17 protein-coding genes and 1 pseudogene are annotated in these 14,467 nt (G+C 71.4%); 5 read left to right on the forward strand and 13 right to left on the reverse strand.

The window, feature by feature from the left end:
* The first annotated feature begins 361 nt into the window (after positions 1-361).
* The 4 genes from OG202_RS06735 to OG202_RS06750 are packed head-to-tail and all read left to right on the forward strand — an operon-like array spanning position 362 to position 1,907.
* Positions 362-583 carry a hypothetical protein gene (locus OG202_RS06735; protein ID WP_327730969.1) on the forward strand — a complete coding sequence of 74 codons (222 nt, stop codon included), beginning with the start codon at positions 362-364 and terminating at the stop codon, positions 581-583.
* A 34-nt stretch (positions 584-617) separates the two neighbouring features.
* Positions 618-980, forward strand: coding sequence for a DUF4389 domain-containing protein (locus OG202_RS06740; RefSeq protein ID WP_327730968.1), 363 nt, complete (start codon positions 618-620; stop codon positions 978-980).
* Positions 977-1,354, forward strand: a complete 378-nt coding sequence (locus tag OG202_RS06745; protein ID WP_328222490.1) for a hypothetical protein — start codon at positions 977-979, stop codon at positions 1,352-1,354. The genes OG202_RS06740 and OG202_RS06745 overlap by 4 nt, the downstream gene beginning before the upstream one ends.
* Positions 1,355-1,391: 37 nt before the next feature.
* On the forward strand, positions 1,392-1,907 hold the full coding sequence (locus OG202_RS06750; RefSeq protein ID WP_327730966.1) for a universal stress protein: 516 nt from the start codon (positions 1,392-1,394) through the stop codon (positions 1,905-1,907).
* A 131-nt stretch (positions 1,908-2,038) separates the two neighbouring features.
* Here OG202_RS06750 and OG202_RS06755 read toward each other — a convergent pair whose 3' ends face one another.
* A complete protein-coding gene (locus OG202_RS06755; RefSeq protein ID WP_327730965.1) occupies positions 2,039-2,884 on the reverse strand; it encodes a 2-oxo acid dehydrogenase subunit E2 in 846 nt (281 codons plus the stop codon).
* Between the two features lie 15 nt (positions 2,885-2,899).
* On the reverse strand, positions 2,900-3,112 hold the full coding sequence (locus tag OG202_RS06760) for a hypothetical protein (protein WP_327730964.1): 213 nt from the start codon (positions 3,110-3,112) through the stop codon (positions 2,900-2,902).
* Positions 3,113-3,709: 597 nt separating this feature from the next.
* Between OG202_RS06760 and OG202_RS06765 the strand changes: the two genes are divergently transcribed.
* A complete protein-coding gene (locus OG202_RS06765) occupies positions 3,710-4,375 on the forward strand; it encodes a CBS domain-containing protein (RefSeq protein ID WP_327730963.1) in 666 nt (221 codons plus the stop codon).
* Positions 4,376-4,665: 290 nt separating this feature from the next.
* Here the strand turns inward: OG202_RS06765 and OG202_RS06770 are convergent, their stop codons facing one another.
* From OG202_RS06770 to OG202_RS06815, 11 genes and pseudogenes are all read right to left on the reverse strand, one after another.
* A complete protein-coding gene (locus OG202_RS06770) occupies positions 4,666-5,088 on the reverse strand; it encodes an Hsp20/alpha crystallin family protein (protein WP_327730962.1) in 423 nt (140 codons plus the stop codon).
* 106 nt (positions 5,089-5,194) lie between these two features.
* The gene (locus tag OG202_RS06775; RefSeq protein WP_327730961.1) at positions 5,195-5,794 is read right to left on the reverse strand and encodes an Rv1733c family protein; all 600 of its coding nucleotides are present in this window, start codon (positions 5,792-5,794) and stop codon (positions 5,195-5,197) included.
* Between the two features lie 261 nt (positions 5,795-6,055).
* Positions 6,056-6,490, reverse strand: a complete 435-nt coding sequence (locus OG202_RS46445) for a CBS domain-containing protein (protein WP_443052220.1) — start codon at positions 6,488-6,490, stop codon at positions 6,056-6,058.
* Positions 6,372-6,785 (reverse strand): CBS domain-containing protein, encoded by a 414-nt coding sequence (locus OG202_RS46450; RefSeq protein WP_443052221.1) that lies wholly within the window; start codon positions 6,783-6,785, stop codon positions 6,372-6,374. Before OG202_RS46450 ends, OG202_RS46445 begins: the two co-directional genes overlap by 119 nt.
* 439 nt (positions 6,786-7,224) lie before the next feature.
* Positions 7,225-8,643 carry an NAD(P)(+) transhydrogenase (Re/Si-specific) subunit beta gene (locus OG202_RS06785; protein ID WP_328222491.1) on the reverse strand — a complete coding sequence of 473 codons (1,419 nt, stop codon included), beginning with the start codon at positions 8,641-8,643 and terminating at the stop codon, positions 7,225-7,227.
* Positions 8,644-8,648: 5 nt separating this feature from the next.
* A complete protein-coding gene (locus OG202_RS06790) occupies positions 8,649-8,981 on the reverse strand; it encodes an NAD(P) transhydrogenase subunit alpha (RefSeq protein WP_327341442.1) in 333 nt (110 codons plus the stop codon).
* Positions 8,978-10,093: an NAD(P) transhydrogenase subunit alpha gene (locus tag OG202_RS06795; protein WP_327730958.1), complete on the reverse strand. Its 1,116-nt coding sequence runs from the start codon at positions 10,091-10,093 to the stop codon at positions 8,978-8,980. The genes OG202_RS06790 and OG202_RS06795 overlap by 4 nt, the downstream gene beginning before the upstream one ends.
* A 49-nt stretch (positions 10,094-10,142) precedes the next feature.
* Complete coding sequence (locus OG202_RS06800; RefSeq protein ID WP_327732332.1) at positions 10,143-11,156, reverse strand: zinc-dependent alcohol dehydrogenase; 1,014 nt, start codon at positions 11,154-11,156, stop codon at positions 10,143-10,145.
* A 66-nt stretch (positions 11,157-11,222) separates the two neighbouring features.
* Positions 11,223-11,552 (reverse strand): annotated as a pseudogene (locus OG202_RS06805) (DUF779 domain-containing protein); the annotation flags it as partial.
* A 59-nt stretch (positions 11,553-11,611) separates the two neighbouring features.
* Positions 11,612-13,132 (reverse strand): aldehyde dehydrogenase family protein, encoded by a 1,521-nt coding sequence (locus tag OG202_RS06810; RefSeq protein WP_327732331.1) that lies wholly within the window; start codon positions 13,130-13,132, stop codon positions 11,612-11,614.
* A gap of 46 nt (positions 13,133-13,178) precedes the next feature.
* The gene (locus OG202_RS06815) at positions 13,179-14,324 is read right to left on the reverse strand and encodes a GAF domain-containing protein (RefSeq protein WP_327730957.1); all 1,146 of its coding nucleotides are present in this window, start codon (positions 14,322-14,324) and stop codon (positions 13,179-13,181) included.
* Positions 14,325-14,467: the final 143 nt, after the last annotated feature.

Here is a 14,467-nt window from a genome sequence, read left to right on the forward strand (position 1 = left end):
GGCCCTCGACGGGACGTTCGGCCCATGCCGTTCCTCTCGTGGGAGGGCGTGGACGGTCACGCGTCCCGAGTGAGGGAGCGGGGACGCGGGCCGACGCCGCAGACGGACGCGATGACGGGAGAGGCGGGAGAGCCCCTGCCCGGTCCTGCGCACAGGCGTCGAGGGCCTTTCGGCCCGGCTGCCTGCCCACTCAGCCCCATGTGCCGGAGAGGTCCCGCGGCAGACGCTGGAGGCTAGGCCCAAAGGAGGCGCTCCCGGGCGACACCCGACAGCCTCGGCGCACGCGGAGATGAGCCGACGATCGGCTCCCGGCATCCGCAGGACCCGGCGTTGCGACCGGGCAGACGAAAGGAAGACAGCCATGATTCCCCTCATCCTGATCGCCGCGGCCGTGCTGGGGGCCTGCCTGGTGTTCGGTTACAGCTCGTTCGTCGTCGGCTTCGTCCTGATGGCCGCCGGTGTCCTCGGCCTCATCATGTTCATGGCGACGCCCGGCGCGGTCCGGCGGCCCGGTGAGCGGGAGGTGGTCCTGGAGGAGCGGCACTACATCGGCGACCACGAGGACCACCGCCACTACCGCTGACGATCGGCACCCGCATCCGAAGGGAGGGGCCGCCATGAGCACGGAAGCCGTACGCCCCGTGCACCCCGCCCGGGTGACCGCGGTCCGCGACGCACAACTGTCCCGCAGGCTGTGGCTGGTGAAGTGGCTGCTCGCCCTGCCCCACTACCTGGTCCTGGGCTTCCTCCTGGGCGGCGTCAGCGTGTCCTGGGGTGCGTGCGGGCTCATCGGCCTGCTGACGCTGTTCGCCGGGGTCGCCCTGGCGGCCACCGGACGCTGCCCGCGCGGGGTCTTCGACCTGGTGACCGGGCTCAACCGCTGGGTGCTGAGGGTGGCCGCCCACGCGGCCCTCCACACCGACGCCCACCCGCCGTTCCGGCTCGACCAGGGCGGCACGGAACCGGAGGCGCGGCCATGACCACGGCGCTCGTCGCCACGTTCCTCTTCCTGCACGGCCTCGTCCATCTGCAGGTGTGGCTCGCGCGGACGGGCGGCGACGAACCCTTCGACCCCGGGCGCTCCTGGGTACTCGCGGCGGCGGGCCTACCGCAGGCCCGCTTCATGAGGGTGACGGCTGTCGGCCTCGCGTCGGTCACGGCCACCCTGTATGTCATCGCCGGGTCGGCCACGGCGGCACAGAGCGGCGGCCTGGCGACCGCCGCAGTCCTCGCGGCAGCCGTCGAGCTGGTGCTCAAGGCCCTCTGGTTCAACCCCTGGTTGTCGCTCGGCGTACTGCTCGACGTCGGCGTCATCACCGCCGTACTGACGAACTGGCCGGCATCACTGTACTGAGCCATCGGGGAACAAGGGGACACCCAGGGAGGAAGCGATGTCGGAACTCATCGCCGGAAACAGGATCGTTGTGGGCGTCGACGGCTCCGAGGCGTCGACGGCCGCTCTGCGCTGGGCCACCGAACAGGCCCCCGCGCTGCGCGCGGAGGTCGTCGCCGTACACGCCTGGGAACCGGCCGGGCCCGGACTCGCCCCCTACGCACCCGTCTCCGCGCACCCGCCGGTCGCGGAGCAGCGCGACCGGGCCGCGGAACTCCTCGCCTCGACGGTGCGAGAGGTCTTCGGCCCACGAGTCGACCGTGCCTGCCGCGCCGTCCTGGTGGAGGGGCCGCCCGCGCGGGTGCTGCTCCAGCAGGCGCACGGCGCCCTGCTCCTGGCCGTGGGGCGCGATGTCCACGGCCGGGATGGGCTGCCCCCGATGGGAGCGGTCGGCCGCGCGTGCCTGCGGCACGCGACGGTCCCCATGGTCGCGGTGCCCGCCACCGCTGTCCCGCCCGCGTCGCCGCTCCGGGCCGTCGGGATGTCTGCTCCTCTGCGGAGCGGCGCCGCGTAGAAGGAAAGAGAGAAGGAAAGGGGGACGCGCGATCGTGGAACGACCGCCGTATGCTCCGCCGTACGGCGTCGCCGTCTGCCCCGGGCGTACCCGTTCGGGCCCGACTGCCGTGTTCCATGCGGCGGCCTGGCTCAGCCTCGTCCGTCCGAGCCGAGTCCCCCGCCGTCGTCGGCGTCGTCGGACGAGCGCAGTACCTCGGCGGTCTCGACAACACGGCGGAGATCCGCCACGAAGCGGGCGGCGGGCGCGCCGTCGGTCACGTTGTGGTCGAAGGTGACGGTGAGGTCCAACACCTCGCGGACCCCGACGCGCCCGTCGACGACGCGGGGCTGCTCGGTCAGCCCGCCGACGACGACTTGTAGGGGGAACAGGGAGGGAGAGGCGATCCCGAACCCCCCGCCGGCGCCGAACATGCCGATCGCCGTGACGGCGACGGTCCCGGTGGTCTGCCGCAACCGTACGGACCTGGCCAGCAACGCGTACATCGCCGGCAGCAGGCCGGGCAGTCGGGTCAGGGTGCTGCCGTATCGGTCGAGGATCCGCCCCGGGCCGGTTACCGTGGGGTCGGCCTTGACGGCCCGCAGCTCTGCCGTGAGGTCGGGGACGTCGCGTACGTCGGCGTCGCGCAGGACGTGCGGCAGGGCGAAGGGGCCCTGCGCGGTGTCCACCTCCACCATCGTCCCCACGTCGACGTGATGATGTCGGACGAGGCGGCCACGCCAGTCCCGATAGGCGTGGACGTGCGGATGTGCCGCCGCGACCCTGGCGACGGAGGCCGCCACGAACGCGGTGAGTGACACCGGCCGGTGCGACGCGGCGAGCAGCTCCCGCGCTGTCGTCACGTCGAGTTCGACGAGACAGTGCATGGCCGCCATGCGTCGCCCGGCCCGCTGGGCGGCGACCACCAGCCTTCTCTCGGCCGGGAAGGAGCCGACGTCGATGCGGCGTGGTCGGTCCCCGGTACCTGTCGATGTCATACGGCCATGCTTTCCTCAGCAACGGATGGATGTACCGTCACCGGACGTGGCGTGATCCGTCGTGTCCGAACGGAACGGCACCGGTGGCTGCACCCTGCGCACACGCCGCCTCAGCAGGCGGACCGCCCACGCGTCGAACACCGCGGTGAGGACGCAGGTCACTCCCATGGCCACCACCAGCAGCACGGCGAACCGCTCCCAGAACTCCGGTGTGAGACTCGTACCCATGGCCCTCACTCCCCTCAAGGTGGATTTGTTTCCCTGATGCTCAGTCAACTCCGGTACCGGTCACGGCGCATGAGCCGACCGGCCCCGGCCTCGGGGCCGGTCGGGGCAGGACCGCCCGCGCCCCGCACACATACCGAGGGCCGGGTGGAAACGCCACGTCACCGGACCGGTAGGCGCTCCCGAAGCGCACTGAACGCGGTCGTCACGATCCGCTCCCGGAGGCCGCGGCGCGGCAGCTGTGGCAGGTAGCCGATGTCGTCGTCACGCGCCCGGTCGCCGACAGCGCAATCCGTGAGCACGCTGCCGCGCACCGGGGCCGAACGACCCCTTCCCCAGGACCGGACGACCCGTGGCGCCCCGCCCGGTGCGCGCCCACGATGGGACCAGTGGCCCCCACGGCATTGTGGAGGGGAACGATGGCAGACAGCGCGAGAACGGCGGCCCTGGACGGGAACGGACCCCGCGTCCGTCCGCCTCGTGCCGCGCACCACGCGGAACCGGGGCGTCGTCGACGGCGACCCGGTCCGTGCGTCTCCCGCGCCACCCATGTGCCGGACCTCGGTTTCGAACGCACCTGACCCGCCAAAGGAGGACGCCATGTTCGGCAGCCCGCGCGTCGTGAGCGATGTGATGACGCATACCGTCGTCGCCGTCGGCCGCGATGCCCAGTTCAAGGAGATCGTGGAGCTCATGGGGCAGTGGAAGGTCAGCGCCCTGCCCGTGCTGGAGGGCGAGGGCCGGGTGATCGGCGTCGTCTCCGAGGCCGATCTGCTGCCGAAGGAGGAGTTCCGCGACAGCGACCCCGACCGGTTCACCCAGATGCGTCGCCTGGACGACCTGGCCAAGGCCGGTGGGCTGACGGCGGGGGAGCTGATGAATGCACCGGCCGTCACCGTCCACGCCGACGCCACCATCGCCGAGGCCGCACGCATCATGGCCCTGCGCAAGGTCAAGCGGCTGCCCGTCGTCAACGAAGTGGGCATGCTCGAAGGCGTCGTCAGCCGAGCGGACCTGCTGAAGGTCTTCCTGCGGACCGACGACGACATCGCCGAGGAGGTCCGCCACGAAGTCGTCACACGCCTGTTCCCAACCCCGGTCGAGCCCGTCCGGGTGCGGGTCTCCGAGGGCGTCGTCACGCTCACCGGACGGATCAGGGACACCTCACTGGTGCCGGTGGCCGCCCGCCTCGTGCGCGCCGTCGAAGGCGTGGTCGACGTCGAGTGCGACCTCACCGCCGGAGCACCTCGGAGTGACCCGAGGTGACGTACCCCGCCGCCCCGTGCCGCGACCCGGTGCTCGCCGGGCGTCTGCCGGACGCGTGGCGCGGCACGGCGGCCGGCCCTGGCGGACCTGGGATGCGCACCGCCGGCATCGTCGGCGGCGGACGGGAGGCTCGTCCGCCGCCGACGGGCTCGCTCCGAGGGGCAGAACGCGGCCCGCGCCGGAAAGGTCGTCGGGGAGTGTCCGATCGGCCGGGTACCGCGTCTGCCGGCGGTCGGACGTACGGGTGCGCGGCCGGTACGGCACCCGGCCGCGCACCGTGGTGCGGCTGTTCAGCCGTGCCGCACCGGGATGGTCCTGGCACCCGTCTCCTCCTCCGGGACCGGGACCGTGACTGTCAGGACGCCGTCCTTGTACTCCGCGGTCGCCTCGTCACCCCTCGCTCCGGCGGGCAGCCGGACGGAGCGGGCGAAGGTGCCGTAGCGAAATTCCGTACGGTGCTTCTCCGTGGTCTCCTCACCGCGCTCGGCCCGCAGGGTCAGAACGCTTTCCTCCACGGTGATCTCGACGTCCTTCGCGGGGTCGATGCCCGGAAGTTCGGCGCGCAGCACATACGTTCCGTCCGCCAGATGCTCTTCGACACGGATGCCGTGCAGCCCGGGAACCATGTGCGCGCCGGGGAACCCGGACTCGGCCCAGCCGAACAGGTCGGGCAACGCCGGCCAGCCGTGCAACCGCTCGATCACGCCGTTCATGTTCTCCCTCCTCTGCTTCCTTCCTCACTTCCTCACTCCAGCGTGGCGCGCCCGACCGGGACACGCGTGGGCCGACCGGGTCCCGTACGGGGCCGGTCGGCCTCTGTCAGCCGGTCATCCTCTTCCGCCACTGCGGACCGACCTGCTTCCACTCCGTCTCCCACTCCCCCATGCGCCGACGTTCCAGATGCCGGCGGACCAGCCACCCGCACAGCAGCACTCCGGCTCCGACGCCGGCCCCGGCCAGCACACCAGCGAACGCCGACTCCAGCATCGCCTCGGTGCCCGTGGCGGGCTCGGAGACCAGCTTGCCCGTTCCGTCCGTCCACACGGTGGCCGTGGTGCCCGCCTTGCCGCCCGGCTCGACCCGCGCCCGGCCCGTGTGGGTGGCACCGTCGGCGGACGTCCAGCTCACCTTCGCCCACACCAGGTCACCGCCGGTTCCGGACGTCGTCACACCCGGGGTCTTCGGCGCGTCCTCGGTGAGCACGGCCGACACGGTGTGCACCTCCGCACTCCGTGAGGCGATGCTGTCCTCTGCCGACCTCAGCGCCCACTGGCCGGCGGCAGAGCCGCCCAGGAGGGTGAGAGTCCAGATGCCGAGTACGATCCACGCCTCCATGGAGTCGCTGCGGCGCCGCAGTGGATTGCGCCGCCACCGCCAGAACCACACCCTCGACGCCTTCGCACGCCGCGTCCGCTCCATCGGTGGACACCCCCTCACGAGAACCGCTGTCGATACCTGACACCTGTCGCAAGAAAAGTCCCACCTCCCCTGGGCCCCGGGCAGAGGCCGACCAGGCACGCCTTCCGGGACGTTCGGGCCCGGTTCCGGATGCCGCGACGGGCCGTTCGGTCCCACGCGAGCACAGGAGCACAGGAGCACAGGAGCACGCAGGGAAAACCGGTCGGGGCCGGGAGCCCGGTTCATGACGGCTCGCGCCCTCGGGAGGGCTGTGGGCCGTCCTCACCGTCCGGGAGATCCGGGTCGAGATCCGTCGAGGCCCGGATGACGGCGTGGGCCCATGAGCGCGCAGTCCACGTCCACCACGCCCTCCACGGCACGTACCAGGCGTACGGCGACGGGCACGAGAGCGGTGTCCCCAATGTGGCCGGTGAGCGTGACGATTCCGCCCCGCACCCCCACCCGCACCGGTTCGACCGGATCGGGGAACAGGAAGGCCACGACCTCGCGGCGGATCTCCTCGGCGATGTCATCGTCCCCCCGCAGGAACACCTTGAGCAGGTCGGAGCGGCTGACGATGCCTTCCAGCACGCCCTGGTCATCCACGACCGGCAGTCGCTTGACCCTGCGCCGGGCCATGATGCGCGCGGCCTGTGCCAAGGTCGCGTCCGCCTGGACGGTCACGGCCGGAGCGGTCATCAACTGCTCGGCCGTCACCGCGCCGGCCTTGGTGAGATCGGACAGGCGCCGCAGCTGTGTGATGGGGGTCCCCCCCGGTCGAGCGAAGCCGAGACCGGGGGAGGTCCGGGTCTCCGTCGCGGAACGCCTCCTTCGGCAACAGGTCGGCCTCGGAGACGACACCGGCGACCCGGTTCCCGCCGTCCAGTACGGGAAGGGCGCTGACCCTCCGCCGCTGCATGGCCCTCACGATGTCCTTGAACGTCGCTCCACGTTGCAGGGCGACAACCGTGCGGGTCATGACATCACTCACGAGGTGGGGCGTGCCGTGCATGGCATTCTCCAGGTGTGCTCAGGTACGGGCCGCCGGGCGGGGTGAGGCGGCATACCGCGTTCACCGAGCTCCCGGCGCCGCCGCGGGCGTACGGGCCGAGTCGGCGTGTGCGGGACCGTGCGCAGGCGGTGGGCCCCTGACCCCGTCGACCCGGAGCTCGATCACGCTCTCCGTCTTGAGAACGGCCCGGCACATCCGTCGTACGCTGCGGCATCGAACTCGTGAGCACACGGGCGGCCGTCGTCCACTCCTCCGCGCATCACGCCACACCTTCAGCCTGCGGGCCACGGACCCGCCCAGGGCAGGGTCCGAGTGACCCAGTCCTGGGCCCGGTGGGCTCTCGTCCGACGCGTGTTCCGCCCATTCCCTTCGGGCCCCGGCGCAGAAGGCGACGCTCCCGCGCCGTTCGCGCGGGAGCCTCGCTGCCTCGCCGTGCTGTTCAGGCGACGAACTCACCGACCGCTGCCTTGAGTTCGGACAGTCCCTTCTTCGCGTCGGAGAAGAACATGCCGGTCCTGGGATTGGTGTACAGCTCGTTGTCGATGCCCGCGTAGCCGTGGCCCATCGAGCGCTTGATGACCACGACGCTCCTGGCCTTGTCGACGTCGAGGATCGGCATTCCGGAGATCGCGTTGCCGGGACGGCGGGCGATCGGGTTGGTGACGTCGTTGGCGCCGATGACGAGGGCCACGTCGGCCTGCGGGAACTCCGGGTTGACGTCCTCCATCTCCTTGAGCTGTGTGTACGGCACGTTGGCCTCCGCGAGGAGGACGTTCATGTGGCCCGGCATGCGGCCCGCGACCGGGTGGATCGCGTAGGTGACGTCGACGCCGTGGTCCGTCAACAGCTTGGCCAGGGCGCCGAGTTCGTGCTGGGCCTGGGCGGCGGCGAGGCCGTAGCCGGGGACGACGACGACCTTGCTCGCGTACGCCAGCTGGATCGCCACGTCGTCCGCGGAGACCGCACGCACCTGGGCCGGCGCACCACCCGGGCCGGCCGCCGCCTGCGCGCTGTCGCCGGTGCCGAAACCGCCGACGACGATGTTGACGATGGAACGGTTCATCGCGTCGGCCATCAGCTTGGTGAGGATGCCGCCCGAGGCGCTGACGAGCATGCCCGCGACGATGAGCGCGGTCTCGTCGAGCACGAAGCCCGCCATCGCGACCGCCGACCCCGTGAAGGCGTTCAGCAGCGAGATGACCACCGGCATGTCGGCTCCGCCGATCGGCAGGACCATCGTCACGCCGAAGAGCAGCGCCACGGCCACGAGCCCGTACAGCGGTGCGCGCGAGTCCGGCGCGAGTACCAGCCAGACCGTGCCGGCGACGAAGGACGCCGGCAGCAGGACGTTGAGCAGGCGTGCTCCGGGGAACACCACCGGCGCGCCGGGCACGACGCCCTGCAGCTTGCCCGCGGCGACCAGCGATCCGGAGAAGGTGACCGCGCCGATGACGACGGACAGCGCTCCCGGCAGGGAGACCCGCGCGCCCAGGGCGGCCGGAGCGTCGGCCTGGAGCAGGTCAGCGACCGCGATGAGCGCGGCCGCGCCACCGCCGACGGCGTTGAAGAGGCTGACCAGTTGCGGCATGGCCGTCATCCGGACCTCGCGTGCGGCCCACAGGCCGAGGGCCGCGCCGACCAGCCCGCCCGTGATCAGCACGAGCCATCCGGTCCGGCTGATCACGTTCTCGTCCGCCACCAGCCACACGGTGGCGGCGACGGCGACGGCCATGGCCCCGGCGGAGAGGGTGTTGCCGCGGCGGGCCGTGCGGGGGTGGTTCATCAGGTGCAGTCCCAGGACGAAGCAGGCTGCGGCTGCCAGGAAGATGTAGTGGACGGCGTCGGAGACCGTGTCCATGGCGCTCACACCTCCGTCTTCTCGCGTGTGTCGGTGACGGGCTTCTCGGTGGCCGGCCTGGCCTTGAACATCTCCAGCATCCGGTCCGTGACGACGTATCCGCCGACGACGTTCATCGCGCCGAACACCATGGCCACGAAGGCGAGGCCGTAGCCGAGCCAGGTGTGTGCCTCGGCCGCGATGAGCATCGCGCCGATGACGACGATGCCGTGGACCGAGTTGGAGCCGGACATCAGCGGTGTGTGCAGTGTGGCCGGGACCTTGCTGATGACCTCGATGCCGACCAGGACGCTCAGCACGAAGACGGTGATCGCGGTGAGGAGATCGAGGTTGTTCATGAGGATCCTCCTCGGGTGAGGGCGGCCGTGATCTCGTCGGCCGGGTCGAGGACCAGTTCGCCGTCGCGCACGAGATGGCGCAGCAGCGCGACGAGGTTGCGGGCGTAGGCGGTGGAAGCGGCCGTGGCCATGGCGGACGGCAGCCGGCCGGCGCCGATGACGGTGACGCCGCCCGCCAGGACGGTGGTCTTGTCGGGCTCGGAGCCCTCGACGTTCCCGCCGAGTTCGCTCGCGGCGAGATCGACGACCACCGAGCCGGCCTTCATCCGCTCGACCGCGGTGGTGGTCACCAGGAGCGGCGGTCTGCGGCCCGGTACCTGTGCCGTGGTGATCACCACGTCGGAGCGGGCGATGTGCCCGTCGAGCGCCTCGCGCTGGGCCCGCTGTTCCTGTTCGGTCAACTCACGTGCGTAGCCGTCCCGTCCGGCGCCCGATTCCTCTTCGGGCGGGCTCTGGACGTCGAGGAACCGGGCACCGAGCGATTCCACCTCCTCTCTCGACTCGGGGCGTACGTCGTACGCCGAGACGACGGCGCCGAGACGACGGGCCGTGGCGATCGCCTGCAGCCCGGCCACTCCGGCGCCGAGGACGAGGACCTGCGCCGGGCGCATGGTGCCCGCCGCGGTGGTCAGCATCGGGAAGAACCGGTCGTACGAGTCCGCCGCGACCAACGCCGCCTTGTAACCGGCGACACTGGCCTGGGAGGTCAGCGCGTCCATGGACTGGGCGCGGCTGAGGGTACGGGGCAGCAGATCGAGGCTCACCGTGCGCACACCGCGTCCGGTCAGCTCCTCGACCGGCACGGGGTTTCGCAGCGGTTCGAGCAGACCGATCAGGGTCTGCCCCGCGCGTAGCGCGGACGCGCTCTCCGCGTCCGGCGGGCCCACGCACAGTACGGCGTCCGCGCGTTCGTACAGTTCGTCCGGGGGTACGACGTTCGCGCCCGCCGCCGTGTAGTCGGCGTCGGTGAACCAGGCGCCGGATCCGGCTCCGGTCTCTACGAGGACGTCGAGTCCGGCCCGGCGCAGGAGGGTGACGGCCTCGGGGACGAGGGCGACACGGCGTTCGCCGGGTGCCCGCTCCCGTACGGCTCCTACAGTGACGGTTCCCATGGTCTGCTGCCTCTCCCGGTGGCCCGGTGGGTGCCGGGCCACAGAACTCTCAGAACTCGAAGACGAGCCGCGCTTCGGCCCGTCCGCCGAGGACCTCGTCGAAGGAGTCGTTGACCTGCTCCAGGCGCCGTGGTTCGGCGATGACCTGGGTGCGTCCCGCGGCGTGCAGGGCGAACACCTCGGTCAGGTCCTGGCGGGTGCCGACGATGGAGCCGATGACGGAGATCCCGCCGAGCACGGTCTCGAAGATCGGCACGTTGATCGCGGCGTTGTCGGCGGGCAGGCCGACCATGACCAGGCGCCCGCCCCGGTTGAGGGACCGGTAGGCCTGCTCGAACGCCTTCGCGCTCGCGGCCAGGACGACGGCCACGTCCGCGCCGCCGGCCGCCTTGATCTCCGCGACCGGGTCGTGCGTACGGGCGTTGACGAGCTGGTCGGCGCCGAGCCGGTGGGCCAGGCCCAGCTTGTCCGGTTCCAGGTCGACGGCGGTGACGAACCCGCCGACGAGCCGTGCGTACTGGACGGCGAGGTGGCCGAGGCCACCGACGCCGAAGACGGCGACCCGTTCGGCCGGGACCACACGGGCGACCTTGATCGCCTTGTATGTGGTGACGCCCGCGCAGGTCAGCGGCGCCGCGTCGAACGACGACACACCGTCGGGCACCTGGACGACCGCGCCCGCGTCGACGACGGCGTACTCGGCGAAGCAACCGTCCACGGAGTAGCCGCTGTTGACCTGGCTCTCGCAGAGGGTCGCCCAGCCGGTGACGCAGTAGCGGCAGGTGCCGCAGGACGAGCCGAGCCACGGGATGGCGACCCGCTTGCCGATCAGTTCGACGCTGACGCCCTCGCCGACGGCCTGGACGGGTCCTACGCCCTCGTGGCCGGGGATGAACGGCGGTTGCGGCTTGACCGGCCAGTCGCCGTGGGCCGCGTGGATGTCGGTGTGGCAGAGGCCGGAGGCCTCCATGCGGACGAGCATCTGGCCGGGACCGGGCTCGGGGACGGGAAGTTCCTGGATCTCCAGGGGCTTCCCGAAGTCGGTGACGACTGCTGCCTTCATGGTCTGCTCCTCAACTGGGCTCTGTGCCGGATGCCGGCTCTCGGCCGGTTCCTCGATCCGTGTGACGAAACGCAGCCCGTCCCCTGCCGCGAGGGAGAAGCCGCCCGGGGTTCCCTCCTCGACGTCCAGGACGAGGCGTGGGCGGCCGAGGGCCTCGTACAGATCGGCGTCTATGTGGAAGGTGCCGCCGTCCAGGACGCCGAGCAGCATGTCGCCCTCGCCGAGGAGGAATTCGCCGCCGGGGAAGCACATCGGGTCGCTGCCGTCGCAGCAGCCGCCGGACTGGACGAACATCACCGGCCGGCCATGGGCGGCGCGCAGGGTCTGTATGGCCCGGTGCGCCGCCCGGGTGGCGGTGACGCGCCCGGCGTTGCCGTTCTCAAGCGTCGCGGGCATGTCGGTGCACCCTTTCGGATCCGCTGGGATCGCTCGAATCGCTGGGATCGCCGGCTCGGCTAGAACAGGCCGAGCGGCTTGGTGCCATAGCTGACCAGGAGGTTCTTGGTCTGGCTGTAGTGGTCGAGCATCATCTTGTGGTTCTCGCGACCGATGCCGGAGACCTTGTAGCCACCGAACGCGGCACCCGCGGGGTACTGGTGGTAGCAGTTCGTCCAGACGCGGCCGGCCTTGATGGCGCGGCCCATCCGGAAGGTGCGGTTGGTGTCGCGGCTCCACACGCCGGCCCCGAGGCCGTACAGCGTGTCGTTGGCGATCTCCAGTGCCTCGGCCTCGTCCTTGAACGTGGTGACCGCGAGGACGGGACCGAAGATCTCCTCCTGGAAGACCCGCATCTTGTTGTGGCCCTTGAGCACGGTCGGCTCGTAGAAGTAGCCGTCCGCGAACTCCCCGCCGATTCCGGGCCGGTGGCCGCCGACGAGCAATTCGGCGCCTTCCTTCAGGCCGATGTCGACGTACGAGGCGATCTTCTCGATCTGCTGCTTGGAGACCTGCGGACCGAGCATGGTCGCGGTGTCGAGCGGGTCGCCCTGCTTGATGGCGCGGATCCGCTCCAGACAGCGGCCCATGAACTCCTCGTAGATGTCCTCCTGGATGAGTGCGCGCGAGGGAGCGGTGCAGACCTCGCCCTTGTTGAACGCGTACAGGACGAGTCCCTCGACGGCCTTGTCCAGGAAGTCGTCGTCGGCGGCGGCCACGTCGTTGAAGAAGATGTTCGGCGACTTGCCGCCCAGTTCCAGCGTGACGGGGATGATGTTCTGCGCCGCGTACTGCATGATCAGCCGGCCGGTGGTGGTCTCACCGGTGAAGGCGACCTTGGCGATGCGCTTGTTGGTGGCCAGCGCCTTGCCGATCGCGGCGCCGGGTCCGTTGACGACGTTGAGGACGCCCGGCGGCACGATGTCGCCGATGACCTCCATCAGCTTCAGGATCGACCACGGGGTCGGCGACGCCGGCTTGAGGACCGTGGTGTTGCCGGCGGCGAGCGCCGGGGCAAGCTTCCACGCGGCCATCAGCAGCGGGAAGTTGAACGGGATGATCTGTCCGACCACACCCAGCGGCTCGCGGAAGTGGTAGGCGACGGTCTCCTTGTCGATCTCGGTGATCGAGCCCTCCTCGGCGCGGATCGCCGCGGCGAAGTAGCGGAAGTGGTCGGCCGCCAGCGGGATGTCCGCGGCCAGGGTCTCGCGGACCGGCTTGCCGTTCTCCCAGCTCTCGGCAACCGCCAGTTCCTCGCGGTGGGCGTCGATGGCGTCGGCGACCTTGTTCAGCACCGCGGCCCGCTGGGCGGTGGAGGCCTCGCCCCACTTGTCCTTCGCCGCGTGCGCGGCGTCCAGGGCGAGTTCGATGTCGTCGGGACCCGACTTCGGGACCTCGCAGATCGGCTTGGCCGTGGCGGGGCACAGGTTGGCGGAGTACTCGCCGGTGGTGGGTGCCTCCCACTTGCCGCCGATGAAGTTCTCGTACCGGGGCGCCACATGTACGGGGCTGCCCGGCCTGCCAGGAGGCTGGTACTTCATGACCGTCCCCTCTCTCATCACGACGATCGTGCTGATGTTCAGCACGCTAGGGACGGGAACGCTGCAACAACGCTGCATGGCGTCCCACCTGGGGCGGGACCACCAGCTCCGCGTCCAGCGCACGAGCGCGGGCCGCCGCTGCCGCGCGCTGCGGCGAACCGCCGGGCAGCAGGTGGGCGAGCGCCAGCCATGCGGCGGCGTCGTCGGCTCCCCGGGCCGCGTCCACCCAGCGGCGCAGCAGCCCGGCATCACCAGCGCCGAGGACGGCACCTCGCAACTGCTGCTCCAGGGCCCTGCGATGCTCGGCGATCGCCGGCGCCTCGGAACGCGGCAGCAGCGGACCGGGACAGCGGTCCAGCGCCTCGGCGACCCGGCCCTGGGCGAGCAGCGCGGCCACGTCGGCGAAGTCGGTCCGCACAGGGCGCAGCAGAGCGTACGGCCGTGATCCGAGCAGGGCGGGGCCGAGCACGGTGCGCAGCCGGGTCAGCTCGGCACGCAGTGTCGACGAGCACACGTCCCGCTCGGACAGGTCCACCGCGAGCCGTTCGCCGGTGACGCCCCGGCCCTCGATGACGAGCGCTACCACGATCTCGCTGTGCCGCGGGCTCAGCCGGTGGACGCGCCCGTCGCACTGCAGCAGGGCGTTGTCCCGGCCCAGCGCGGTCAGCCGTACCTCCGTCTCACATCGGGCGGCGGACGCACGCAGCACGTGCCCGTCGGGGCCGAGCAGGGCCGGCGGTCCGGGCAGCGCACGGGCGAGTTCCGCCTCGGCCGCCAGCGCGGCCCCTCGCACCGCGGCCAGGGCGGAGGGCGTGGCGATGGTGCCGCCACCGGAGAGGTCGACCACGCCGAGCACCCGCCCGGTGCCGGGGTCGCGCACGGGAGCGGCGGCACACGACCAGCCGTGCACCGCGGAGCTGTAGTGCTCGCCGGCCACGATCTGCACGGGGTGGCCCACCTCCAGCACCGTGCCCGGCGCGTTGGTCCCGGCCTGCGCCTCCGACCACAGGGCCCCCTCGACGAAGCGCATCCGCTCGGCACGCTCGACGGCCGCGGAATCCCCCTCGACCCACAGCAGCGTCCCGTCGGCGTCGCCGACCGCGAAGACATGCCCGTCGTCCGCGGCACCGGCTCCCAACAGCTCCCGGAACAGGGGCAGCACGGCGGCCAGCGGGTGGACGCTCCGGTACACGGCCAGTTCCTCGGACGTCCTGGGCAAGCGAGGCGGACGACTGCCGTCGGGTTGTACACCGCACGCTCTGCAACGCCGCCACGAGTCGGCCACCAGACGCCGCACTCCTGACGGCGTTGCGGGTGAGGTCACGAACCGCTCGT

The organism is Streptomyces sp. NBC_00310, from assembly GCF_036208085.1.
Classification (GTDB): Bacteria; Actinomycetota; Actinomycetes; order Streptomycetales; family Streptomycetaceae; genus Streptomyces.

Bases quoted from the DNA above. Each gene is read 5' to 3' on its own strand.
- OG202_RS06770 (WP_327730962.1), bottom strand. From the start codon at position 5,088: ATGAACGGCGTGATCGAGCGGTTGCACGGCTGGCCGGCGTTGCCCGAC.
- OG202_RS06795 (WP_327730958.1), bottom strand. From the start codon at position 10,093: ATGGGAACCGTCACTGTAGGAGCCGTACGGGAGCGGGCACCCGGCGAA.
- OG202_RS06745 (WP_328222490.1), top strand. From the start codon at position 977: ATGACCACGGCGCTCGTCGCCACGTTCCTCTTCCTGCACGGCCTCGTC.
- OG202_RS06755 (WP_327730965.1), bottom strand. From the start codon at position 2,884: ATGACATCGACAGGTACCGGGGACCGACCACGCCGCATCGACGTCGGC.
- OG202_RS06775 (WP_327730961.1), bottom strand. From the start codon at position 5,794: ATGGAGCGGACGCGGCGTGCGAAGGCGTCGAGGGTGTGGTTCTGGCGG.
- OG202_RS06735 (WP_327730969.1), top strand. From the start codon at position 362: ATGATTCCCCTCATCCTGATCGCCGCGGCCGTGCTGGGGGCCTGCCTG.
- OG202_RS06810 (WP_327732331.1), bottom strand. From the start codon at position 13,132: ATGAAGTACCAGCCTCCTGGCAGGCCGGGCAGCCCCGTACATGTGGCG.
- OG202_RS06790 (WP_327341442.1), bottom strand. From the start codon at position 8,981: ATGAACAACCTCGATCTCCTCACCGCGATCACCGTCTTCGTGCTGAGC.
- OG202_RS46450 (WP_443052221.1), bottom strand. From the start codon at position 6,785: ATGCACGGCACGCCCCACCTCGTGAGTGATGTCATGACCCGCACGGTT.
- OG202_RS06785 (WP_328222491.1), bottom strand. From the start codon at position 8,643: ATGGACACGGTCTCCGACGCCGTCCACTACATCTTCCTGGCAGCCGCA.
- OG202_RS06765 (WP_327730963.1), top strand. From the start codon at position 3,710: ATGTTCGGCAGCCCGCGCGTCGTGAGCGATGTGATGACGCATACCGTC.
- OG202_RS06740 (WP_327730968.1), top strand. From the start codon at position 618: ATGAGCACGGAAGCCGTACGCCCCGTGCACCCCGCCCGGGTGACCGCG.
- OG202_RS06760 (WP_327730964.1), bottom strand. From the start codon at position 3,112: ATGGGTACGAGTCTCACACCGGAGTTCTGGGAGCGGTTCGCCGTGCTG.
- OG202_RS06750 (WP_327730966.1), top strand. From the start codon at position 1,392: ATGTCGGAACTCATCGCCGGAAACAGGATCGTTGTGGGCGTCGACGGC.
- OG202_RS06800 (WP_327732332.1), bottom strand. From the start codon at position 11,156: ATGAAGGCAGCAGTCGTCACCGACTTCGGGAAGCCCCTGGAGATCCAG.